Genomic DNA, 20,932 nt, shown 5'->3' with positions numbered 1-20,932 from the left:
GAGGCTGTGGATAACAGCTTTAGAGTCTATCCGGTTGGCCATGATCGTGGGTATGCCACTCCAACCCGATCCGCCGGGTAGCCCCATGGTCTTCCACGTCCGCGACGGTACCCGCCTGGGCTTCCGGCCGTCGCAGTTGCGCGCGGGCCGGCTTCAGGCTCCGTTCCGAGGCGTCCGGGCCGCCGGCCGCGGCACCTCCGGCCTGACCCTGGCGCAGCGCTGCGAGGCCGCCCGACTGCTCATCGCCGACTCTGCCGTCTTTAGCCATACGACGGCGGGACTCCTCCACCAGCTTCGGCTTCCATTCCGGCTGGAGGACTCCCCCGGCATCCACGTCACGGTCCCGGCCGCAAACCAGGAACCCCGGCTGGGCGGCATCACCGGACATCACTGCCGGCTGCTGGACATTGACAAGCGGACGGTCGGGGACCTGCCGCTGACGTCCCCGGAGCGGACCTGGCTGGATCTGGCCGGCCTGGTCACCGACGAGGAGCTGGTAATCATAGGTGACGCACTCGTCCGCCGGAACCTGCCGCCGTCGTCCATTCCGGCCATCCGCGGCTACCTGGACTGTTGTGCGGGACGACGCCATATCAAGCGGCTGCGGCCGGGGACCGACTCCGCCCAGGAAACCCGGCTGCGGCTGCTGATGGACGACGCCGGTCTGCCGGCGCCGGAGGTCAACGCCCCCATCTACGGCAACGACGGCGGCCTGCTGGGCAGAGCCGATATGAGCCTGCCGTGCTACCGCGTGGCCCTGGAGTACGAAGGCAGGGGCTGGCGTCCCCAGCCTCCCCGCCCTCCGCGAAACTGCTGAAAATGTCGATTCCGGCGCCGAACTCCCGCAGGAAGTGAGGTTTCGCGGGAGGGTGGGAGGAGGGATGGGGATGGCGGGTGGGATAAGGGTTAAATGGCGGGAGCCCCGCACCAAGGTGCGGGGCTCCCGGGACGGGCTTCCTACCGGAAGTCCTGGCCCATGTCATAGTCGTCCAGCGGAATGGCGTGGAACTCGGGGCTCAGCCCGTTGTCCACTCCGGCGTAGTCGAAGTCGCTGAAGGCGCTCGGGCCGGTGAACAGGTTGGCCTTTGCCTCCTCCGTCGGCTCGACCGTCACCTGGGTGTAGCGGTCCAGGCCGGTACCGGCCGGAATGAGCTTACCGATGATGACGTTCTCCTTCAGACCCAGCAGCGGATCGCTCTTGCCTTCCATGGCCGCCTGCGTCAGGACGCGGGTGGTCTCCTGGAAGGAAGCGGCCGACAGCCAGGACTCGGTGGCCAGCGACGCCTTGGTGATGCCCATCAGCTCCGGACGGCCGGATGCCGGCGTCCTGCCTTCGGAGACCACGCGGCGGTTCTCTTCCTCGAAACGACTGCGCTCGGCCAGCTCGCCGGGCAGCAGGTTCGAGTCGCCGGACTCGATCACCGTGACGCGGCGCAGCATCTGGCGGACGATAACCTCCACGTGCTTGTCGTGGATACCGATGCCCTGGCTGCGGTACACGCCCTGGACCTCGTTCACCAGGAACTTCTGGGCGGCACGCGGGCCGAGAATGCGCAGCACCTGCTTCGGGTCCACAGGACCGTTGACCAGCTGCTGGCCGACCTCGACGTGATCGCCGTCGCTCACCAGCAGGCGGGCACGGCGGAGTACCGGGTAGGCGATTTCCTCCGAGCCATCGTCCGGCGTCACCACAACGCGCAGCTGGCGCTCGGACTCTTCGATGGTCACACGGCCCGCGACCTCGGAGATCGGAGCAACGCCCTTGGGGGTACGCGCCTCGAAGAGCTCCTGGATACGGGGCAGACCCTGGGTGATGTCCTCGGCCGAAGCAACACCGCCGGTGTGGAAGGTACGCATGGTCAGCTGGGTACCGGGTTCACCGATGGACTGCGCAGCGATGATGCCCACGGCCTCGCCGATGTCCACCGTCTTGCCGCTGGCCAGCGAACGGCCGTAGCACAGGGCGCAGGTTCCGACGCTGGATTCGCAGGTCAGGACCGAACGGACCTTGATCTCGGTAATGCCGGCGTTGAACAGCTTGTTGATCAGCACGTCTCCGACGTCGGCACCCGCCTCGGCCAGCACCTCGCCGTTGGCGTCGACGACGTCGACGGCCAGGGTACGTGCGTAGGCAGCGTTCTCCACGTCCTCGTGCATGGTCAGTTCGCCATTGAGGTCGGCGACCGCGATCGGCACGGTCAGGCCGCGCTCGGTACCGCAGTCGGCCTCGCGGACGATCACGTCCTGCGAGACGTCGACCAGACGACGGGTCAGGTAACCGGAGTTGGCGGTACGCAGAGCGGTGTCGGCCAGGCCCTTTCGGGCACCGTGGGTGGCGATGAAGTACTCGAGCACGGTCAGGCCCTCACGGTAGGAGGACTTGATCGGGCGCGGGATGATCTCGCCCTTCGGGTTGGCCACCAGGCCGCGGATACCGGCGATCTGCCGGACCTGCAGCCAGTTACCACGGGCGCCGGAGGACACCATGCGGTTGATGGTGTTGCTCTTGCTCAGGTTCTTCCGCATGGCCTCGGCGACCTCGTTGGTTGCCTTGTTCCAGATGTCGATCAGTTCCTGGCGCCGCTCGTCGTCGGCGATCAGGCCCTTGTCGAACTGCGACTGGACCTTGGCAGCCTGCACCTCATAGCCCTCCATGATCGCCGGCTTCTCCGGCGGGGTGGCGATGTCGGAGATGGCAACAGTGACACCGGAGCGGGTAGCCCAGTAGAAGCCGGCATCCTTCAGGTTGTCCAGCGTGGCAGCCGTGACCACCTTCGGGTAGCGCTCGGCCAGGTCGTTGACGATCGCGGAGAGCTGGCCCTTGTCGGCCACCTTCTCCACCCACGGGTAGTCCTCGGGCAGGGTCTCGTTGAACAGGACCTGTCCCAGCGAGGTTTCGACCAGCGCAGGCTGTCCGGGCTCCCAGCCTTCGGGGGCTTCCCAGCCGGCGTAGGGCACGAAGTCCTGCAGGCGGATCTTCACCACGGCGTTCAGGTGCAGCTCACCGGCGTCGAAGGCCATGATGGCTTCGGCGGGCGAGGAGAACATCCGGCCTTCACCCATGGCACCTTCACGCTTGGTGGTGAGGTGGTGCAGGCCGATGATCATATCCTGCGACGGCAGGGTCACCGGACGTCCGTCAGAGGGCTTCAGGATGTTGTTCGAGGACAGCATCAGGATGCGGGCCTCGGCCTGGGCCTCCGGGGACAGCGGCAGGTGGACCGCCATCTGGTCGCCGTCGAAGTCGGCGTTGAACGCGCCGCAGACCAGCGGGTGCAGCTGCAGGGCCTTGCCTTCAACCAGCTGCGGTTCGAAGGCCTGGATGCCGAGGCGGTGCAGGGTTGGTGCGCGGTTCAGCAGGACCGGGTGCTCGGTGATGATCTCTTCGAGGACATCCCACACCTGCGGACGGTAGCGCTCCACCATGCGCTTGGCGCTCTTGATGTTCTGGGCGTGGTTGAGGTCGACCAGCCGCTTCATGACGAACGGCTTGAAGAGCTCCAGCGCCATCTGCTTGGGCAGGCCGCACTGGTGCAGCTTCAGCTGCGGACCGACCACGATGACCGAACGGCCGGAGTAGTCGACGCGCTTGCCCAGCAGGTTCTGGCGGAAACGGCCCTGCTTGCCCTTGAGCATGTCGCTCAGGGACTTGAGCGGACGGTTGCCCGGACCGGTGACCGGACGGCCGCGGCGGCCGTTGTCGAACAGCGAGTCGACAGCTTCCTGGAGCATGCGCTTTTCGTTGTTGACGATGATCTCCGGCGCGCCGAGATCCAGCAGCCGCTTGAGGCGGTTATTGCGGTTGATCACGCGGCGGTACAGGTCGTTCAGGTCGGAGGTCGCGAAGCGGCCGCCGTCCAGCTGGACCATCGGGCGCAGTTCCGGCGGGATCACCGGGACGGCGTCCAGCACCATGCCGAGCGGGCTGTTGGTGGTGGTCAGGAAGGCGTTGACGACCTTCAGGCGCTTGAGGGCGCGGGTCTTGCGCTGGCCCTTGCCGTTCTTGATGATGTCACGCAGGTTCTCCGCTTCGGCCTCCAGGTCGAAGTTCTCGAGGCGCTTCTTGATCGCCTCGGCACCCATGGAGCCCTCGAAGTACAGACCGTAGCGGTCTCGCAGCTCGCGGTACAGGCCTTCGTCCCCCTCCAGGTCGGCGACCTTGAGGTTCTTGAAGCGGTCCCAGACCTGCTCCAGGCGCTCGATGTCGGCATCGGCGCGCTTGCGGATGTTGGCCATCTGGCGGTCCGCGGAATCGCGGGCCTTCTTCTTGTCGGCGGCCTTGGCGCCCTCGCCCTCCAGACGGGCGAGCTCGTCCTCGAGGTCCCTGGCGATACCGGCAATGTCGGCGTCGCGCTGGTCGGCAAGCTGCTTCTTCTCCAGGTCGTGCTCGGCCTGCAGGTTGGGCAGCTCGGCGTGGCGGTTCTCTTCGTCCACCGAGGTGATCATGTAGGCAGCGAAGTAGATGACCTTTTCCAGGTCCTTCGGCGCCAGGTCAAGGAGGTAGCCCAGGCGGGAGGGCACGCCCTTGAAGTACCAGATGTGGGTCACGGGAGCGGCGAGCTCGATGTGCCCCATGCGTTCGCGGCGCACCTTGGCACGGGTGACCTCAACGCCGCAACGCTCGCAGATGATGCCCTTGAAGCGCACGCGCTTGTACTTACCGCAGTAGCATTCCCAGTCGCGGGACGGGCCGAAGATCTTCTCGCAGAAAAGTCCGTCCTTCTCCGGCTTCAGCGTGCGGTAGTTGATGGTTTCCGGCTTCTTCACTTCGCCATAGGACCACTCACGGATTTCATCCGCGGTGGCAAGGCCGATTCGCATGAGGCCGAATGAGGATTCGCTGGACATATGGTCCCTGTTCTCTCTTGTTCTCTAAATCTGAAAGTCTTGTGGGTTACGGGAAGAAGTACGACGGCGGGTGCCCGGCTTTGCCGGGCACCGTCACCGCTAGACCTCTTCGACAGAACTCGGCTCGGCCCGGGAGAGGTCGATGCCCAGTTCTTCCGCGGCCCGGAAGACTTCTTCATCCGAGTCACGCATTTCAATCGTGTTGCCGTCGGTGGACAGGACTTCCACGTTCAGGCAGAGCGACTGCATTTCCTTGATCAGCACCTTGAAGGACTCCGGAACACCCGGTTCGGGGATGTTCTCGCCCTTGACGATCGCCTCGTACACCTTGACGCGGCCGTGGATATCGTCGGACTTGATGGTCAGCAGTTCCTGGAGGGTGTAGGCGGCACCGTAGGCTTCCAGCGCCCACACTTCCATCTCGCCGAAGCGCTGGCCGCCGAACTGCGCCTTACCGCCCAGCGGCTGCTGGGTGATCATGGAGTACGGGCCGGTGGAGCGGGCGTGGATCTTGTCGTCCACCAGGTGGTGCAGCTTCAGGATGTACATGTATCCCACGGACACCGGATCCGGGAACGGCTCGCCGGAGCGGCCGTCGAACAGCCGGGCCTTGCCGCTGGAACCGATTAGGCGCTCGCCGTCGCGGGTCAGGTTGGTGGCATCGAGCAGGCCGCTGATCTCCGCCTCGCTGGCGCCGTCGAAGACCGGGGTCGCCACCGTAGTGCTGTCAATCTCGCGCGGCAGGTTCGGCAGGTTCTTCAGCCATTCCGGCTCGCCTTCGATCTTCCAGCCCTGCTTGGCAATCCAGCCCAGGTGGATTTCCAGCACCTGGCCGACGTTCATACGTCCGGGCACACCCAGCGGGTTCAGGACGATGTCAACCGGCGTGCCGTCCTCAAGGAACGGCATGTCCTCGATCGGGAGGATCTTGGAAATGACACCCTTGTTGCCGTGGCGGCCGGCGAGCTTGTCGCCGTCGGTGATCTTGCGCTTCTGCGCCACGTACACGCGGACCAGCTGGTTGACGCCCGGGGGCAGCTCGTCGTCGTTGTCGCGGTCGAAGATGCGCACCCCGATGACGGTGCCGGACTCGCCGTGCGGGACCTTCAGCGAAGTGTCGCGGACTTCGCGGCTCTTCTCGCCGAAGATGGCGCGCAGCAGGCGCTCTTCGGGCGTCAGCTCGGTTTCACCCTTCGGGGTGACGCGGCCGACCAGGATATCCCCGGCTTCGACCTCGGCACCGATGTGGATGATGCCGCGCTCGTCCAGCTGGGAGAGGACCTCCTCGGACACGTTGGGGATGTCACGGGTGATTTCCTCGGCACCAAGCTTGGTGTCGCGGGCATCGACCTCATGCTCCTCGATGTGGATGGAGGTCAGCACATCCTCGGAGACAACGCGCTGGGACAGGATGATCGCGTCCTCGTAGTTGTGGCCTTCCCAGGACATGAAGGCCACCAGCATGTTCTTGCCCAAGGCCAGCTCGCCGCCGTCAGTGGACGGACCGTCGGCGATGATGCTGTTGACTTCCAGACGGTCGCCCTCGGCGACGGTGACGCGCTGGTTGTAGGCGTTGCCCTGATTGGAACGGGCGAACTTCATGATCGGGTACCGGGTCTCGGTGCCGTCGTCGTTCAGCGTCACGACCTGGTCCGCGGAGACCTCGGTGACCACGCCGGCCTTGGCGGCGGTGACGGAGTCACCGGCGTCGACGGCGGCGTAGCGCTCCATGCCGGTGCCCACCAGCGGAGCCTCGGAGCGCAGCAACGGCACAGCCTGGCGCTGCATGTTGGCGCCCATGAGTGCGCGGTTGGCGTCGTCATGCTCAAGGAACGGGATCAGGGCGGTTGCCACGGACACCATCTGGCGCGGGGAAACGTCCATGTACTCGACGTCGGCCGCCTCGACCAGCACCGGTTCACCGGAGCCGCCGCGGGCGCGGACCAGCACCAGGTCTTCGGCGAAGCGCTGATCTTCCAGCAGCGGCGCGTTGGCCTGGGCGATGGTCCGCTCCACCTCGTCGTCGGCGGTCAGGTAATCGATCTGGTCCGTCACCTGGCCGTTTTCGACCCTGCGGTACGGGGTTTCGATGAAGCCGAAGGCGTTGATGCGTCCGTAGGATGCCAGCGAACCGATCAGGCCGATGTTCGGGCCTTCAGGGGTTTCGATCGGGCACATGCGGCCGTAGTGCGACGGGTGGACGTCACGGACTTCCATGCCTGCACGGTCGCGGGAGAGACCGCCCGGGCCCAGCGCGGACAGGCGGCGCTTGTGCGTCAGGCCGGCCAGCGGGTTGTTCTGGTCCATGAACTGGGACAGCTGGGAGGTTCCGAAGAACTCCTTGATGGCTGCCACCACGGGACGGATGTTGATCAGGGTCTGCGGCGTGATGGCCTCGACGTCCTGGGTGGTCATCCGTTCGCGGACCACGCGCTCCATGCGGGACAGGCCGGTGCGGACCTGGTTTTCGATCAGCTCGCCCACCGCGCGGATACGGCGGTTGCCGAAGTGGTCGATGTCGTCGATCTCGACCCGCAGCTCGTGGTCCTCGCCGTCACGGCGGCCCATGAGGGTCTTCTCACCGGCGTGCAGCGCGACGAGGAACTTGATCATGGCGACGATGTCGTCGATGTTCAGCACCGAAGCATCCGGTGCGTCCAGCGGCTTGTCGATGCCCAGCTTGCGGTTGATCTTGTAGCGGCCGACCTTGGCCAGATCGTAGCGCTTCGGGTTGAAGTACAGGTTGTCCAGCAGGGTCTGGGCAGCCTCGACCGTCGGCGGCTCTCCCGGACGCAGCTTGCGGTAGATATCCAGCAGCGCGTCTTCCTGGGTTTCGGTGGTGTCCTTCTCCAGGGTGGCGCGGATGGAATCATAGTTGCCGAAGGTCTCCAGGATCTGGCCTTCGGTCCAGCCCAGGGCCTTCAGCAGCACGGTGACGGACTGCTTGCGCTTGCGGTCAAGGCGGACGCCGACCTGGTCGCGCTTGTCGATCTCGAGCTCGAACCAGGCGCCGCGGGACGGGATGATCTTGGCGGTGAAGATGTCCTTGTCACTGGTCTTGTCCGCCGTGCGCTCAAAGTAGGCGCCCGGGGAACGGACCAGCTGGGAAACGACGACACGCTCGGTACCGTTGATAACGAAGGTGCCCTTGTCCGTCATCAGCGGGAAATCACCCATGAACACGGTCTGCTGCTTGATTTCGCCCGTGTTGTTGTTCATGAATTCGGCCTTGACGTACAGCGGGGCGGCGTACGTAGCGTCCCGGTCCTTGCACTCGGCCATCGTGTACTTGGGATCGGCGAACTCCGGTTCGGAGAACGACAGGGACATGGTGCCCTGGAAGTCTTCGATCGGGGAGATCTCTTCGAAGATGTCAGCGAGGCCGGACGTGGTCGCGATGCCCTGCTCCCCTGTTTCCAGGGCCTTCTCTACGCGCGCCTTCCAGCGCTCGTTGCCGACGAGCCAGTCGAAGCTCTCGGTCTGAAGGGCAAGAAGATTGGGAACATCCAGCGGTTCGTGAATCTTAGCGAATGACAGCCGGCTTGTGGCCGGACGCGCAGCGGTTACGTTATTAGAGGTGCTCGAGGCGACCAAGAGGGATCCTTCCACAGACCTTCAGGCTTGTTCAGCGCTTCCGCCCCTGCACTGCAGGAAGTGCTACCCGATGGATCCGCTATATGATCCATGGCCCAGGACTGCCTTTGATGAACGGACACACGCTGTGTCGTTAAAAGCAACCGCAAGGCAAAGCCCACCGCTATATGAAGGCCTGAGGTTAAAGGGGGAGACGCAAACACTCAGTCTACGCGGAAGGGCCTGCCATGTCCAATGGGTGTGGCAGGATAATGTGACCGGCCGCGCATCGCAAACCGGACGCGCCCGGAGTAGCCTAGGAACAGCCCCGATTTCAACGATGAAAGAGAGCACCATGACGCGCGACGCCACTGGCCCCAACCCCCCAAACGATGCAGCCGAGGTTATCGCGGCCGCGGACCGTTCGGCAAGTACCCCGCGGGGTACTCCTCCGGGAAATGCGGCCGGGCCGAAACCAAGCGTAGCGCATACCGCGCCAAATGGCACCGACGTCGTGATCGTGGGCGGCGCCAGGACTCCGCTGGGACGCCTCAACGGCCAGTTGGCGCCCCTGACCGCCGTCGAACTCGGTGCCCTGGCGGTGGCCGGCGCACTGGAAAAGTCCGGGGTCGGCGCCGACCGGATCGACGCCGTGGTCATGGGACAGGTTGTCCAGGCCGGCGCCGGGCAGAACCCCGCGCGCCAGACCGCTGTGAAGGCGGGCATCGGCTGGAACGTTCCGACCGTCACGATCAACAAGGTCTGCCTCTCCGGGCTTACCGCGGTAATCGACGCGGCCCGGCTGATCCGCAGTGGGGATGCGGAGATCGTCGTCGCCGGCGGCCAGGAATCGATGACGCGCGCTCCGCACCTGCTGCCCGGTTCCCGGCAGGGCTGGACCTACGGGAACATCCAGGCCGTCGACGCCGTCGCCCACGACGGGCTGACCGATGCCTTCGACAACGAGTCCATGGGTGCCTCCACCGAACGGCACAACAGCCGGCTGGGCATCGACCGCGCGGCCCAGGACGAAGTGGCTGCTGCATCGCACCAGCGCGCCGCGGCCGCGGCCGAAGCAGGTGTCTTCAAGGACGAAATCGTCCAGGTGACCATTCCGCAGCGCAAGGGTGAGCCGCTGGCCCTCACTGCCGATGAAGGCGTCCGCCCGAACACGACGGTCCAGACGCTGGCCGGGCTGCGTCCGGCCTTCGCCCAGGACGGCACGATCACCGCGGGCAACTCCTCCCCCCTGTCCGACGGGGCCGCGGCCCTGGTGCTGACCAGCCGTGACACTGCCGAACGGCTGGGCCTGGATGTCCTGGCCGTCGTCGGCAAACCGGGACAGGTGGCGGGACCGGATAATTCGCTGCACTCGCAGCCGTCGAACGCGATTGCCGCGGCCCTGGGCCGCGCCGGCTGGGAGGCGGCGGACCTGGACTTCGTTGAGATCAATGAGGCCTTCGGCGCGGTGGCCGTGCAGTCGCTGAAGGAACTCGGCCTGCCGCTGGAAAAGTGCAACCTCCACGGCGGAGCCATCGCGCTGGGCCACCCCATCGGTGCCTCCGGCGCGCGGCTGACCCTGCATGCGGCGCTGGAACTGAAGCGCCGCGGCTCCGGACGTGCCGCCGTCGGCCTGTGCGGCGGCGGCGGCCAGGGCGAGGCCCTGCTGCTGTACCGGAACTAGTCACCGGGCTACCGGCCGAGCCCCCGGTCAGTAGCCGGTGCGGGTTTCAGCGGCCAGCCAGGCCTGGAAGGGCTTGCGCCGGTCCGGCAGCTGGATCAGTTCGACGCCGGTGGGCCAGCTGACGCGGTCCCGCATGAAGAGCTCCCAGAACTCGCGGTCGTCGAAGCCGCCCTCCGCCGCGTCGTGGCGGTTGGCGGCGTAGACGACCCGGCGCAGCCGCGCCCACAGCGCCGATGCCATGCACATCGGGCACGGCTCGCAGGAGGTGTACAGCGTGGCCCCGGCCAGCCGGAAGTCGCCCGTGGCGGCGCAGGCCGCGCGGATGGCCGTGACTTCCGCGTGGGCGGTGGGATCGTTGTCGCGGGTGACGCGGTTGTGCCCGGTGGCGAGCAGTTGGCCGTCCTGCACCACCAGGGCCGCAAAGGGGCCGCCGCCGGCAGCGACATTGCCGGTGGCCAGCTCGACGGTCTTCGACAGCCAGCGCACGTCGGCTTCGTCGGGCAGGCTGCCGGCCGTATTCATGTCCGCTCCTCCAGGACGCGATTCCGAGCCGGCGGAATCGCCAGGCTTCGGGATCCACTTTAGGCGCTCCCCCGTTACTTCCCCATAACGATCCGCCGGCCGGGGCCATCCGCCCTTCCCCTTTGCCCCGGGGAAGACCGTAGACTGGCGCCACATGCGCTGCAGGCCGGTACGTCAACCGGCGTCCGCAACCGCCCGCCGGCGGGCCCTTGGAAAGGTTTTTCATCATGCACGATAAGGCGTTAACGGGGAAAGAAAGGGTCCAGGCGGATGCGGATCTGCGCGGACTGGAGCTGGACATCGTGGTTCGGCCCGCGGCCGGCAGCCTCCAGGAAGCCGCCGCGCTGCTGGGCATAGAAACCGCAGACATCGTGAAGTCGCTGGTGGTCAAGCACCAGAACGGCAGCTTCCTTTTCGCGCTCATTCCGGGCGACCGGCAGATCTCCTGGCCCAAATTCCGGACGCTTCTGGGGGTCAACAAGCTGTCCATGCCCAATGCCGATGTAGCATTCGAAGCCACCGGGTACGAGCGGGGCACCATCACTCCGCTGGGCAGCACCACACCGTGGCCGGTCTACGCCGATGAACAGATGCTGGGTAAAAGCGTATCAATGGGCGCCGGCGAACACGGTTACAGCCTCTTTGTCCACGCCGATGCGCTGGTCAAGGCGCTGGATGCCACGGTCGCGGACATCAGCGACCCCATGTAGGGCTCATAACTCGACGGCCCATAACAAGCGAAAAGCCCCGCACTCGCGGTGAGTGTGGGGCTTTTCGGCGGAACTGCCCAGCAGGGCCTGTTCCATGCTGTGAAGCGGAATTACTTGACGGTGACGGTGGCGCCGGCAGCCTCGAGAACTTCCTTCGCCTTCTCGGCAGCTTCCTTGGTCGCGCCTTCCAGCACAGCCTTCGGAGCACTGTCGACCAGGTCCTTGGCTTCCTTCAGGCCCAGGGAGGTCAGGCTGCGAACTTCCTTGATGACAGCGATCTTCTTGTCGCCGGCAGCTTCGAGGACGACGTCGAATTCGGTCTGCTCTTCAGCAGCCTCAGCAGCGCCACCAGCGGCGGGGCCGGCAACGGCAACAGCAGCAGCGGTGACGTCAAAGGTCTCTTCGAACAGCTTGACGAAGTCAGACAGTTCGATGATGGACAGTTCCTTGAAAGCTTCAATGAGCTCTTCGTTGGTGAGCTTCGCCATGGTTGGCGTCCTTCCTATAAGTGGTGCCTGCGCACCAGGAGTTTTGAGTTGGGAGAGAAGCCGTGCTTCTACTCAGCTGCCGGGGCAGCTTCTGCGGCGGGTGCCTCGTCGGCTGCGGGAGCAGCCTCTTCAGCGGGAGCAGCGGCTTCGCCGCCGTTCTCCTCGAGCTTGATGCGCAGTGCATCGACGGTGCGGGCCAGAGCTGCCATCGGCGCCTTGAGGACACCGGCAACACGGGCGAGCTGGTGCTCACGGGACTCAAGAGCAGCCAGTGCCGCGACCTCGCCGGCGTCAAGGGCCTTACCCTCGAAGTAACCGGTCTTGATGACGAGCTGCGGGTTGGTCTTCGCGAAATCCGTCAGGCTCTTGGCAGCTGCAACTGCATCACCCTTGATGAAGGCGATTGCAGTGGGACCGGCGAGCTGGCCTTCGAAGGCTTCGACACCAGCTTCCTTGGCTGCAATTGCGGTCAGGGTGTTCTTGACGACCGAGTACTTGTTGTCCTGGCCGAGCGAACGACGCAGCTCCTTGAGCTGTGCAACGGAGAGCCCGCGGTATTCGGTTAGGACTGCAGCAGTGGATTCCTTGAAATCAGTGGTGATTTCTTCAACTGCTGCCACCTTGGTTGGCGTTGCCATAACCCTCCTTCCGGGGATAGTGCCGGTGGGGTCAGGTCCCGCGCATAAAAAACGCCCCGGGCAGATGCACGGGGCTTGACCTCGGGATGGATCACGGCTGGATCACCATGGAGGTTGCGTTCGTTCACCTGCGCAGGCCGTCCCGGGCACGGGACTTTCGGTTGGATTCTGGTGGGAATTCAACGACCGACGGTCTTTGGTGTTTCCACCTTACCGGAAGGCGGACGCTGCCTCCAAATCCGCGCTGGCCGGCAGCGGCCGCTCCAGGATAAAATCATCGTGCGTTACCGCGCCCACCGTAAAATGTTTGGTGCCGACCCGGCGGAAGCCGGACTTTCCGTAGAAGGCAAGGGCACGGGCGTTCTGCTGGTTGACTCCAAGCCAGAGTACGACGGCGGTCCTTCCGTTCCGCTCCCGGCCCGCCCAGTCGATGCTCGCCTGCATCAGGGCGTGGGACAGGCCCTGCCCGTGGTGGTCAGGGTGCACATAGCACTTGCTCAGCTCGACACTCGGCGTGGCCGTCAGTGCAGCGACGACCTCCGGGTCCGCTGGCTCCTCGGCGACCAGCATGCTGTAGGCGACCAATTCGCCGTCGTCCTCGGCGGTGAACACCACCCGGGCCGGGTCGGCGATGTAGTCCGCGAACCTGGCGGCACTGAGCTGGGTGGCCAGGAAGCCGCGGATGTCCTCCGCCAGCGTCCCGGGCGGGCAGGCCAGCGGAAAGGTGACGGCGGCCAGTGCAGCGAGTTGCGCGGCGTCGGTGGCGGTGGCTTCACGGATGATGGTCACCGTCCAACTTTAACAGCGTCCAGGCACGGCCGGGCCGCGCGCGGACCTAGACGGCCCGCTGCCACAGGCCGATGTACCCGGCAGAGGCGAATCCGAGCCGGACGTTGATGGCCAGCATGTGGGCGTTCTCCGCCGCGTTCCACGTGTACAGCCGCTGCGCCTGTGGCCAGGTTTCCGCAAGCCGGCGAAGGTTCCGGGCCTTGAGCAGCATGCCCAGCCGGTGGCCGCGGTGGGCGGTGAGCACCAGCGTATCCTCCTGGTAGGCCACCTCCGGCTTGTCCGGGTAGCACTCCAGGATGGTATGCCCGGCCAGCTGGCCGGAGGGGACATGCCGGACCGCGGCGACCAGCATCCGGCCGCCCTTTTCCGCGTGGCGGCGCTCCCAGTCGCGGATCCGCGCGGCGTCCCATGCCTCTTCCTCCCACGCCAGCTCCCCGCTGGGCACATCGACGCTCATCCGCTGGCGCAGCCGCGCATACTGGTCCACCACCTCATCGGGACAGCGGTCGTCCCAGGCCAGCAGCTGGTACTCGCGCCCGACCACGGACTGTGCCGCGGCCTCCTCCCGGGTCAGGACGCCGCTGTCCGCCGGCAGCGGCAGGACGCTCATCCGCTCCACCTGCTCCAGCCGGTAGCCGAACCTCTGCGCGAACCGCACGCCGAGATCATTGCCGGGAAGGCTGCCGGTCCCGGTGGCGGGTTCGACGACGGCGGGTCCGCCCGTGTTGAAATCCGCGGCCCGCTCGCTCCAGCTTTGGAGCGTGGTGCGTCCGGCTGTGACGATGAGTGCCTCGGCCGCGGCATGCAGCGCCGAGCCGATGCCCTGCCGCCGGAAGGCCGGATGAACCATGACATACACATAGCCAAGATGCAGGTTGTCGGTACGCGGCAGTTCCACTTCCACGCTGCCGACGACCCTGCCGCCGGCCCGGGCCAGGAACAGGATCCTGTCCGCATAGTCGGTCGGACGGGACCCGGCCAGGCGCACCTCGGGACTGACCCAGTGGTCGTTGTTGCCGTAGATCACGCCGTCCACGAGGTTGGCCAGTTGCGCATAGCCGTGGAAGCCGTCGGCACCGGCCGAATCGACGGCTGCGGGAAGGTCCAGGCGTTCCAGGCGCACCGGCGTCGGGGTCATGGACTTATGGTAGCGGCTGGCGGGATACGGAAAAGGGGGCGGAACAGCTGCTGCTGTTCCGCCCCCTTCATGCCTGTGATTAGGCTTCGGTCAGGACCTTGGTGACGCTCGGGTCAACCGGGATGCCCGGACCGAAGGTGGTGGAAACCGTTGCCTTCTGGATGTAGCGGCCCTTGGAAGCGGACGGCTTCAGTCGCAGGACCTCTTCCAGTGCTGCCGCGTAGTTCTCCGCCAGCTTCTGGACGTCGAAGGACGCCTTGCCAATGATGAAGTGCAGGTTGGAGTGCTTGTCGACGCGGAAGTCGATCTTTCCGCCCTTGATGTCATTGACAGCCTTGGCGACGTCAGGGGTCACCGTGCCGGTCTTAGGGTTCGGCATCAGGTTGCGCGGGCCGAGGACCTTGCCCAGGCGTCCGACCTTGCCCATCAGGTCCGGGGTCGCGACGGCGGCGTCAAAGTCGGTCCATCCGCCGGCGACCTTCTCGATCATGTCGTCGGATCCAACGAAGTCGGCTCCGGCAGCCAGTGCGGCCTCTGCCTTGTCACCGGTGGCGAAGACCAGGACCCGTGCGGTCTTGCCGGTGCCGTGCGGCAGATTGACGGTGCCGCGGACCATCTGGTCCGCCTTACGCGGGTCGACGCCCAGGCGGAAAGCAACCTCAATGGTTGCGTCGAACTTGGAAGGATTGGTTTCCTTCGCGAGGGAAACTGCCTCGAACGGGGCGTACTGCTTGTCCGCCTCGATCTTCGCTACAGCTGCCTCATATGCTTTGCTGCGCTTTGCCATCTGCTTATTCTCCTTGTGCAGTTGTGGTCTGCGGACCGCGCCCGGCCCTGCCACGCGCCGCCGTGCATCACTGGTGTGAGCCGGAGGCCTTATGTATGTCTCTAACGGTGCCGAATTACTCGACGGTAATGCCCATGGAACGGGCGGTGCCTGCGATGATCTTGGCAGCGGCCTCGACATCGTTGGCGTTCAGGTCTTCCAGCTTCGTCTGGGCGATCTCGCGCACCTGGTCCTGGGTCAGCTTGGCGACCTTGGTGGTGTGCGGGGTAGCCGAGCCCTTCTGGACGCCTGCAGCCTTCTTGATCAGTTCGGCGGCCGGCGGGGTCTTGGTGATGAAGGTGAAGGAACGGTCTTCGTAGACCGTGATTTCCACAGGGATGACGTTGCCGCGCTGGGATTCCGTGGCAGCGTTGTACGCCTTGCAGAATTCCATGATGTTGACACCGTGCTGACCAAGGGCAGGGCCAATCGGAGGAGCTGGATTAGCAGCACCTGCCTGGATCTGCAGCTTGATAAGGCCGGTGACCTTCTTCTTGGGAGCCAATGTACGGGTCCTTCTCTATTAACTTTCCCAAGGAACAGGAGCGTCCCGTGGGCTGGTGGCCGGCATGGCGTGCCGGCCGGCCGCACCATCCGGACAAAGCAGGTCCGGAAGGCACGAAGAACAATATTACGGCAATGCCGCGCTGCTACTGGATCTTGGTGACCTGGCTGAAGGACAGCGTCACCGGGGTTTCGCGCTCGAAGATCGACACGAGGACCACCAGCTGCTGCGACTCCGGCTTGATCTCGGAGATCGTGGCCGGCAGCGTCTCGAACGGACCGTCGTTCACGGTCACGGATTCGCCGACCTCGAAGTCGACGACGGTCGCGGCGGCAGGAGCCTTGGCCGGCTTGCCGGCCTGCGGTTCGGCTGCGACGATGGTGTGCTCCAGCATGGAGAACACCTCGTTCAGGCTCAGCGGCACCGGGTTATGGGCGTTGCCGACGAAGCCGGTGACACCGGGGGTGTGGCGAACGGCGCCCCATGAGGCATCCGTGAGGTCCATCCGGACCAGCACGTAGCCGGGAATGCGGACCCGGTTGACGATCTTGCGGACCGTGTTCTTGATTTCCACGACCTCTTCCATGGGCACCTGGATCTCGAAGATGTAATCTTCCATGTCCAGAGTCTGGATTCGGGTCTCCAGGTTCGCCTTGACCCGGTTTTCATAGCCGGCGTAGGAGTGGATGACGTACCAGTCGCCCGGCTGCCGGCGCAGCTTGGCTTTGAAGGCCGCAACCGGATCCTCGGCAGGGGCTTCCGCTTCAGCGGGCGCCTCACCTTCGTCGGTGGCAGGTTCTTCAGCCGCGGCTTCAGCGGGCTCCGCTGCTTCGCCGGAGGCAGGTTCTTCGGCGGCAGCATCCTCCGCCGGAGCGTCCTCGGCAACGTCGGAAGCCGGCGTCGCGTCGACGTCGGCTTCGGCTACCTGGTCCTCGTTCCCGAGATCAATTTCCTCATCGATCTGCCGTTCGAGTTCATGCTCGGACACTTGGTATTCCTGCTTTCTTCTTCAGGGCTCTTCTTGATTCGTACCGGCTCAGGGCTGCCGGATCCCGCTGGCTCTGGTGGCCCGGGTCCCGGCCCGCGACGTTACTGGCCGCCGGCACCGTCACCGAAGATCCAGAGTGCACCGGCACCGAAGACGAAATCCAGACCGACCACGATCAGCATCATGATGATGACGAAGGTCATCACCACGAGCGTGTAGTTGAGCAACTCCTTGCGGGTTGGCGTCACTACCTTCTTCAGTTCGGCAACTACCTGGCGGACGAAGAGAATGAGCCTGGCGAAGATCCCGCGCTTCTCGGTCTTCCTGCTGCCGGAGGGGCGCCCCTTGGAGCTGCTAGCAGCCGTCTCGGTCACCACTACCTCACTCATCCGTTTCGGTCACACGGTCCCTGCAGCGGTTGCGCGTCATTGAGTGCGTGAACTGCTGCTTCAGGACCTGAATGCTGAACTGCACTTGACAGCCATGCGCAGGGCAGACAGGACTCGAACCTGCAACCTGCGGTTTTGGAGACCGCTGCGCTACCAATTGCGCCACTACCCTATGGATCGATTTCACCGGTCTGCCGCGAAGGTGCCTGGGGCCCATTCGCGAGCGCAAACCATCATGGTGATTTCAACACCGAGGGTCCAGTCTACGCAATCTTTGGCGATCCGTCGAACTGAAGCCCACCGGCTCATCGAACTTCACCCATTATGGCCCAGATCGAACCAAATCGATAAACGGCCTCGCGCCGGTGAAAGGCAACCATGCATAGACTGGACCCACGAGAATTTCTCCCTGCCAGCCTCCCCCCAGACCAGACGGGATCCTCATGTCTGCCGAACGCCGCATTTCCCAGCGCATCTCTTCCATCGCCGAATCCGCGACTCTTGCCGTCGACGCCAAGGCCAAGGCATTGAAGGCTGCGGGCAGGCCGGTCATCGGCTTTGGGGCCGGAGAGCCGGACTTCCCCACCCCCGGTTACATCGTCGACGCCGCCATCGAGGCGGCACGTCAGCCCCGGTTCCACCGCTACTCCCCTGCCGGCGGCCTGCCGGAGCTGAAGCAGGCGATCGCCGAGAAAACGAAGCGCGATTCCGGCTACCAGGTCGATCCGTCGCAGGTGCTGGTCACCAACGGCGGCAAGCAGGCGGTGTACGAATCCTTCGCCACCCTGCTGGATCCGGGTGACGAGGTCATCGTTCCGACGCCGTTCTGGACGACCTATCCGGAGGCCATCCGGCTGGCCGGCGGCGTGCCGGTGGAGGTATTCGCCGGTCCTGAGCAGGGGTATCTGGTCACCATCGACCAGCTCGAGGCTGCGCTGACCGAACGCACCAAAGTGCTGCTGTTCGTTTCCCCCTCCAATCCCACCGGCGCTGTCTACAGCCCGGAGCAGACCAGGGAAATCGGCCAGTGGGCGGCAGCCAAGGGCTTGTGGGTCGTCACCGACGAGATCTACGAGCACCTGACCTACGACGGCGTGCCCTTCACCTCGATCGCCACCGCAGCTCCGGAGCTGGGCGACAAGGTGGTCATCCTCAATGGTGTTGCCAAGACCTATGCCATGACCGGCTGGCGCGTGGGGTGGATGGTCGGCCCGCAGGATGTCATCAATGCAGCCACCAACCTGCAGTCCCATGCCACCTCCAACGTGGCCAATGTTTCCCAGATGGCCGCCCTTGCCGCTGTCTCCGGGCCCCTGACGGCCGTCTCCGAGATGAAGGTCGCCTTCGACCGCCGCCGCAAGACGATCGTGGACATGCTTAACCAGATCGACGGCGTCGACTGCCCCACGCCCAAGGGCGCCTTCTATGTGTACGCCGATGTCCGCGGCCTGCTGGGCAAGGAGATCGACGGGGTCCGCCCGGCGACATCCGCCGAGCTGGCGGCACTGATCCTCGACAAGGTGGAGGTCGCCGTCGTCCCCGGTGAGGCCTTTGGCCCCAGCGGGTTCCTGCGCCTGTCGTATGCGCTGGGCGACGAGGACTTGGCCACCGGCGTCGGCCGCATGCAGGAGTTCCTCGGCAAGGCAAAGTAGCTCCCGGCGCCCGGACCGCAGGGTTCAGAGCAGGCGGCGGGCCGCGGCCCATCGGGTGAGTTCATGGCGGGAGGACAGCTGGAGCTTGCGCAGCACCGCCGACACGTGGGTTTCCACGGTCTTGATCGAGATGAACAGTTCCTTGGCTACTTCCTTGTAGCTGTAGCCGCGGGCAATCAGCCGCATGACCTCCAGTTCCCGGGCGGACAGCCTGTCAAGCTCATCGTCGACGCTGGCCACTGCCGCCGTGCCGAAAGCATCCAGTACGAACCCTGCCAGGCGCGGCGAAAAGACCGCGTCGCCGGTGGCCACCCGGCACACCGCATCGGAAATTTCCGCGCCGGAGATCGTCTTGGTGACATAGCCGCGGGCACCGGCCCGGATCACCGTGACCACGTCCTCAGCGGCGTCGGAAACGCTCAGGGCCAGGAAGCGGGTCGAGCCCAGCATGTCCGCGCAGCCGGCCAGCACCTCGGCTCCGCCGCCGCCCAGCCCGCCGGGAAGGTGGACGTCCAGCAGCACCACGTCCGGCTGGCTTCCGCGGATGACGGCGATGGCCTCCTCCACCGTGGCAGCCTCGCCGATGACCTGGATCCGCTCATCCAGGTCGGCCCGGAGCCCGGAGCGGAAAATGGCATGGTCATCGACGATGACGATGCGGACGGGCAAAGTCGGTTCCGGATTCATGATGTTTCTCCCTCGGCTTCGTGCGGCAAGGTCAGCTGGACTTCCGTTCCGGTCGGGTCGGTCCTGATCGCCGCGGACCCGCCATGCCGCTGCATCCGGCCGATCAGGGATTCCCGGACACCCAGCCGGTCCTCGGGGATGGCATCCAGGTCGAAGCCGGGACCCCGGTCCCGGATGAACACTTCCACCCCGGTGCTTCCCGCTTCAAGGTATACGGAGATGGACCCTCCCGCATGCCTGGACGCGTTCAGCAGCGCTTCCCGGCTGGCCTGGACCAGGGCCTCCCGGGCCGGACTCATCGGTGCATCGCCCACCGCCACCACATCGATCGGGTGGCCGTAGGCGTCTTCGATCTCCGCGGCCACCGCACGGATCCGGTCGGCCAGGTTTCCGGCGTTCCGCGACGCGTCCCCGTAGAGCCACTGGCGCAGTTCCCGCTCCTGTGCCCGGGCCAGCCGGGTCACATCCTGCTCGGATGAAGCCCGGTTCTGGATCAGGGCCAGGGTCTGCAGGACGGAATCATGGAGGTGCGCGGCGATTTCGGCCCGTTCGGTCTCGCGGATGCGCCCGGTCCGTTCGGCTTCCAGGTCCCGCCAGAACTTCAGCCCCCACGGAGCCAGCACCAGCGCCACGCCGGCCAGGACGGCGAGGGAGGCCAGCAGCGAGGACCAGATCTGGGGCCATGAAGCCAGTCCGGACACCATCACCAGCACACCGACGATCACCAGCACCAGTCCGGTCACCAGCCGGAGCATTCCGAAGGCCTTGCCGGCTCCCGCCCGGTTCATCAGCCCGGTCCGGCGGTTGTCGTCCAGCTGCAGCCAGGCGATGACTGCCCCGAGGGCAATCGCGGCCACCGGCAGCCACATGTCCCAGCGGATCTCGGCTCCCAGCTGCTGGGCCAGGAACACCGCCGATGCCACCAGCAGCACAGCGCCGGTCACGATCTCCTTGATGCCCACACTCAGGCCGGTCCGTCGCGGCGCGAAGGCGGCGCCAGACGGGCCGCCGGATTGGGCAGCGCCGCTTTCCTGCCAGCCCGGCGGCACAGTACCCGGCGGCACGGTGCGGGGTTCCTCGAGACCGGGCAGCCCCGTGCCGTCCGTGCCGGCGGGCTGGGCCAAGCCGGGCTGCTGGTCACCGGGGACGACCCGCGGGCCGCCGGGCTGCACACCGACCAGGGGATCGAAATTGTCGGCGATGCTGAGCGGGTTGCGCGGTTCCTTCCGCTGCCGCTCCTCCGCCGTAGGCACCAGGATCCACAGCCAGGCATACAGGAAGATCCCGGCGCCGCCCGCCAGCGCCAGCGCGGCCATGGCCAGACGCACATGGTTGACCTGAAGTCCCAGATGGATGGCCAGCCCGGAGCAAACGCCCGCGAGCACGCGGTCATTGGAACGGATCAACGGGGGCCTCATGGGTTAATCCAAGCATGTCCGCCGGTTCCGCGGGGCATTATCCAGGGACGTCCGGGGGTGGGTCAGGGACCGTTCAG

Annotated in this window: 17 protein-coding genes and 1 tRNA gene; 4 read left to right on the top strand and 14 right to left on the bottom strand. The window is 65.6% G+C overall.

The window, feature by feature from the left end; translation table 11 throughout:
- The first annotated feature begins 52 nt into the window (after window positions 1–52).
- Window positions 53–817: a hypothetical protein gene (locus AC5RWU_RS05595; protein ID WP_494030102.1), complete on the top strand. Its 765-nt coding sequence runs from the start codon at window positions 53–55 to the stop codon at window positions 815–817.
- 140 nt (window positions 818–957) lie between these two features.
- On the opposite strand, the gene AC5RWU_RS05590 is transcribed toward AC5RWU_RS05595, so the two are convergent.
- Both AC5RWU_RS05590 and rpoB read right to left on the bottom strand, forming a co-directional pair.
- Window positions 958–4,848: a DNA-directed RNA polymerase subunit beta' gene (locus tag AC5RWU_RS05590; protein ID WP_494030101.1), complete on the bottom strand. Its 3,891-nt coding sequence runs from the start codon at window positions 4,846–4,848 to the stop codon at window positions 958–960.
- A 99-nt stretch (window positions 4,849–4,947) separates the two neighbouring features.
- On the bottom strand, window positions 4,948–8,442 hold the full coding sequence (gene rpoB / locus AC5RWU_RS05585; protein ID WP_494030100.1) for a DNA-directed RNA polymerase subunit beta: 3,495 nt from the start codon (window positions 8,440–8,442) through the stop codon (window positions 4,948–4,950).
- A gap of 334 nt (window positions 8,443–8,776) precedes the next feature.
- Between rpoB and AC5RWU_RS05580 the strand changes: the two genes are divergently transcribed.
- Complete coding sequence (locus AC5RWU_RS05580) at window positions 8,777–10,105, top strand: acetyl-CoA C-acetyltransferase (protein ID WP_494036934.1); 1,329 nt, start codon at window positions 8,777–8,779, stop codon at window positions 10,103–10,105.
- A 27-nt stretch (window positions 10,106–10,132) separates the two neighbouring features.
- Here the strand turns inward: AC5RWU_RS05580 and AC5RWU_RS05575 are convergent, their stop codons facing one another.
- Window positions 10,133–10,627, bottom strand: coding sequence for a nucleoside deaminase (locus AC5RWU_RS05575; protein WP_494030098.1), 495 nt, complete (start codon window positions 10,625–10,627; stop codon window positions 10,133–10,135).
- 227 nt (window positions 10,628–10,854) lie between these two features.
- Here AC5RWU_RS05575 and AC5RWU_RS05570 point away from each other — a divergent pair, with 227 nt between their 5' ends.
- On the top strand, window positions 10,855–11,337 hold the full coding sequence (locus AC5RWU_RS05570) for an aminoacyl-tRNA deacylase (protein WP_494030097.1): 483 nt from the start codon (window positions 10,855–10,857) through the stop codon (window positions 11,335–11,337).
- Between the two features lie 110 nt (window positions 11,338–11,447).
- On the opposite strand, the gene rplL is transcribed toward AC5RWU_RS05570, so the two are convergent.
- From rplL to AC5RWU_RS05525, 9 genes are all read right to left on the bottom strand, one after another.
- Complete coding sequence (rplL, locus tag AC5RWU_RS05565; RefSeq protein ID WP_494030096.1) at window positions 11,448–11,825, bottom strand: 50S ribosomal protein L7/L12; 378 nt, start codon at window positions 11,823–11,825, stop codon at window positions 11,448–11,450.
- Window positions 11,826–11,893: 68 nt separating this feature from the next.
- Complete coding sequence (gene rplJ, locus AC5RWU_RS05560) at window positions 11,894–12,463, bottom strand: 50S ribosomal protein L10 (RefSeq protein ID WP_494030095.1); 570 nt, start codon at window positions 12,461–12,463, stop codon at window positions 11,894–11,896.
- Between the two features lie 210 nt (window positions 12,464–12,673).
- On the bottom strand, window positions 12,674–13,252 hold the full coding sequence (locus AC5RWU_RS05555) for a GNAT family N-acetyltransferase (protein WP_494030094.1): 579 nt from the start codon (window positions 13,250–13,252) through the stop codon (window positions 12,674–12,676).
- Window positions 13,253–13,298: 46 nt separating this feature from the next.
- Window positions 13,299–14,390: a GNAT family N-acetyltransferase gene (locus AC5RWU_RS05550; protein WP_494030093.1), complete on the bottom strand. Its 1,092-nt coding sequence runs from the start codon at window positions 14,388–14,390 to the stop codon at window positions 13,299–13,301.
- 79 nt (window positions 14,391–14,469) lie between these two features.
- Window positions 14,470–15,177 carry a 50S ribosomal protein L1 gene (gene rplA / locus AC5RWU_RS05545; protein WP_494030092.1) on the bottom strand — a complete coding sequence of 236 codons (708 nt, stop codon included), beginning with the start codon at window positions 15,175–15,177 and terminating at the stop codon, window positions 14,470–14,472.
- Between the two features lie 115 nt (window positions 15,178–15,292).
- Window positions 15,293–15,721: a 50S ribosomal protein L11 gene (gene rplK, locus AC5RWU_RS05540; protein ID WP_494030091.1), complete on the bottom strand. Its 429-nt coding sequence runs from the start codon at window positions 15,719–15,721 to the stop codon at window positions 15,293–15,295.
- A gap of 145 nt (window positions 15,722–15,866) precedes the next feature.
- A complete protein-coding gene (nusG, locus tag AC5RWU_RS05535) occupies window positions 15,867–16,709 on the bottom strand; it encodes a transcription termination/antitermination protein NusG (protein WP_494030090.1) in 843 nt (280 codons plus the stop codon).
- Between the two features lie 101 nt (window positions 16,710–16,810).
- Window positions 16,811–17,098, bottom strand: a complete 288-nt coding sequence (secE, locus tag AC5RWU_RS05530) for a preprotein translocase subunit SecE (RefSeq protein WP_494030089.1) — start codon at window positions 17,096–17,098, stop codon at window positions 16,811–16,813.
- Between the two features lie 99 nt (window positions 17,099–17,197).
- Window positions 17,198–17,270 (bottom strand) — tRNA-Trp (locus AC5RWU_RS05525).
- A 271-nt stretch (window positions 17,271–17,541) separates the two neighbouring features.
- On the opposite strand from AC5RWU_RS05525, the gene AC5RWU_RS05520 reads away from it, so the two are divergent.
- The gene (locus AC5RWU_RS05520; RefSeq protein ID WP_494030088.1) at window positions 17,542–18,750 is read left to right on the top strand and encodes a pyridoxal phosphate-dependent aminotransferase; all 1,209 of its coding nucleotides are present in this window, start codon (window positions 17,542–17,544) and stop codon (window positions 18,748–18,750) included.
- A gap of 24 nt (window positions 18,751–18,774) precedes the next feature.
- Here AC5RWU_RS05520 and AC5RWU_RS05515 read toward each other — a convergent pair whose 3' ends face one another.
- Together AC5RWU_RS05515 and AC5RWU_RS05510 are read right to left on the bottom strand one after the other, a co-directional pair.
- A complete protein-coding gene (locus AC5RWU_RS05515) occupies window positions 18,775–19,437 on the bottom strand; it encodes a LuxR C-terminal-related transcriptional regulator (RefSeq protein ID WP_494030087.1) in 663 nt (220 codons plus the stop codon).
- Complete coding sequence (locus AC5RWU_RS05510; protein ID WP_494030086.1) at window positions 19,434–20,855, bottom strand: PspC domain-containing protein; 1,422 nt, start codon at window positions 20,853–20,855, stop codon at window positions 19,434–19,436. The genes AC5RWU_RS05515 and AC5RWU_RS05510 overlap by 4 nt, the downstream gene beginning before the upstream one ends.
- Window positions 20,856–20,932: the final 77 nt, after the last annotated feature.

The sequence above is a fragment of the Arthrobacter sp. B0427-1-12 genome (assembly GCF_059092905.1).
Note: the sequence above shows the minus strand (reverse complement) of the source record. Positions and strands in the feature narration are given on the sequence as shown.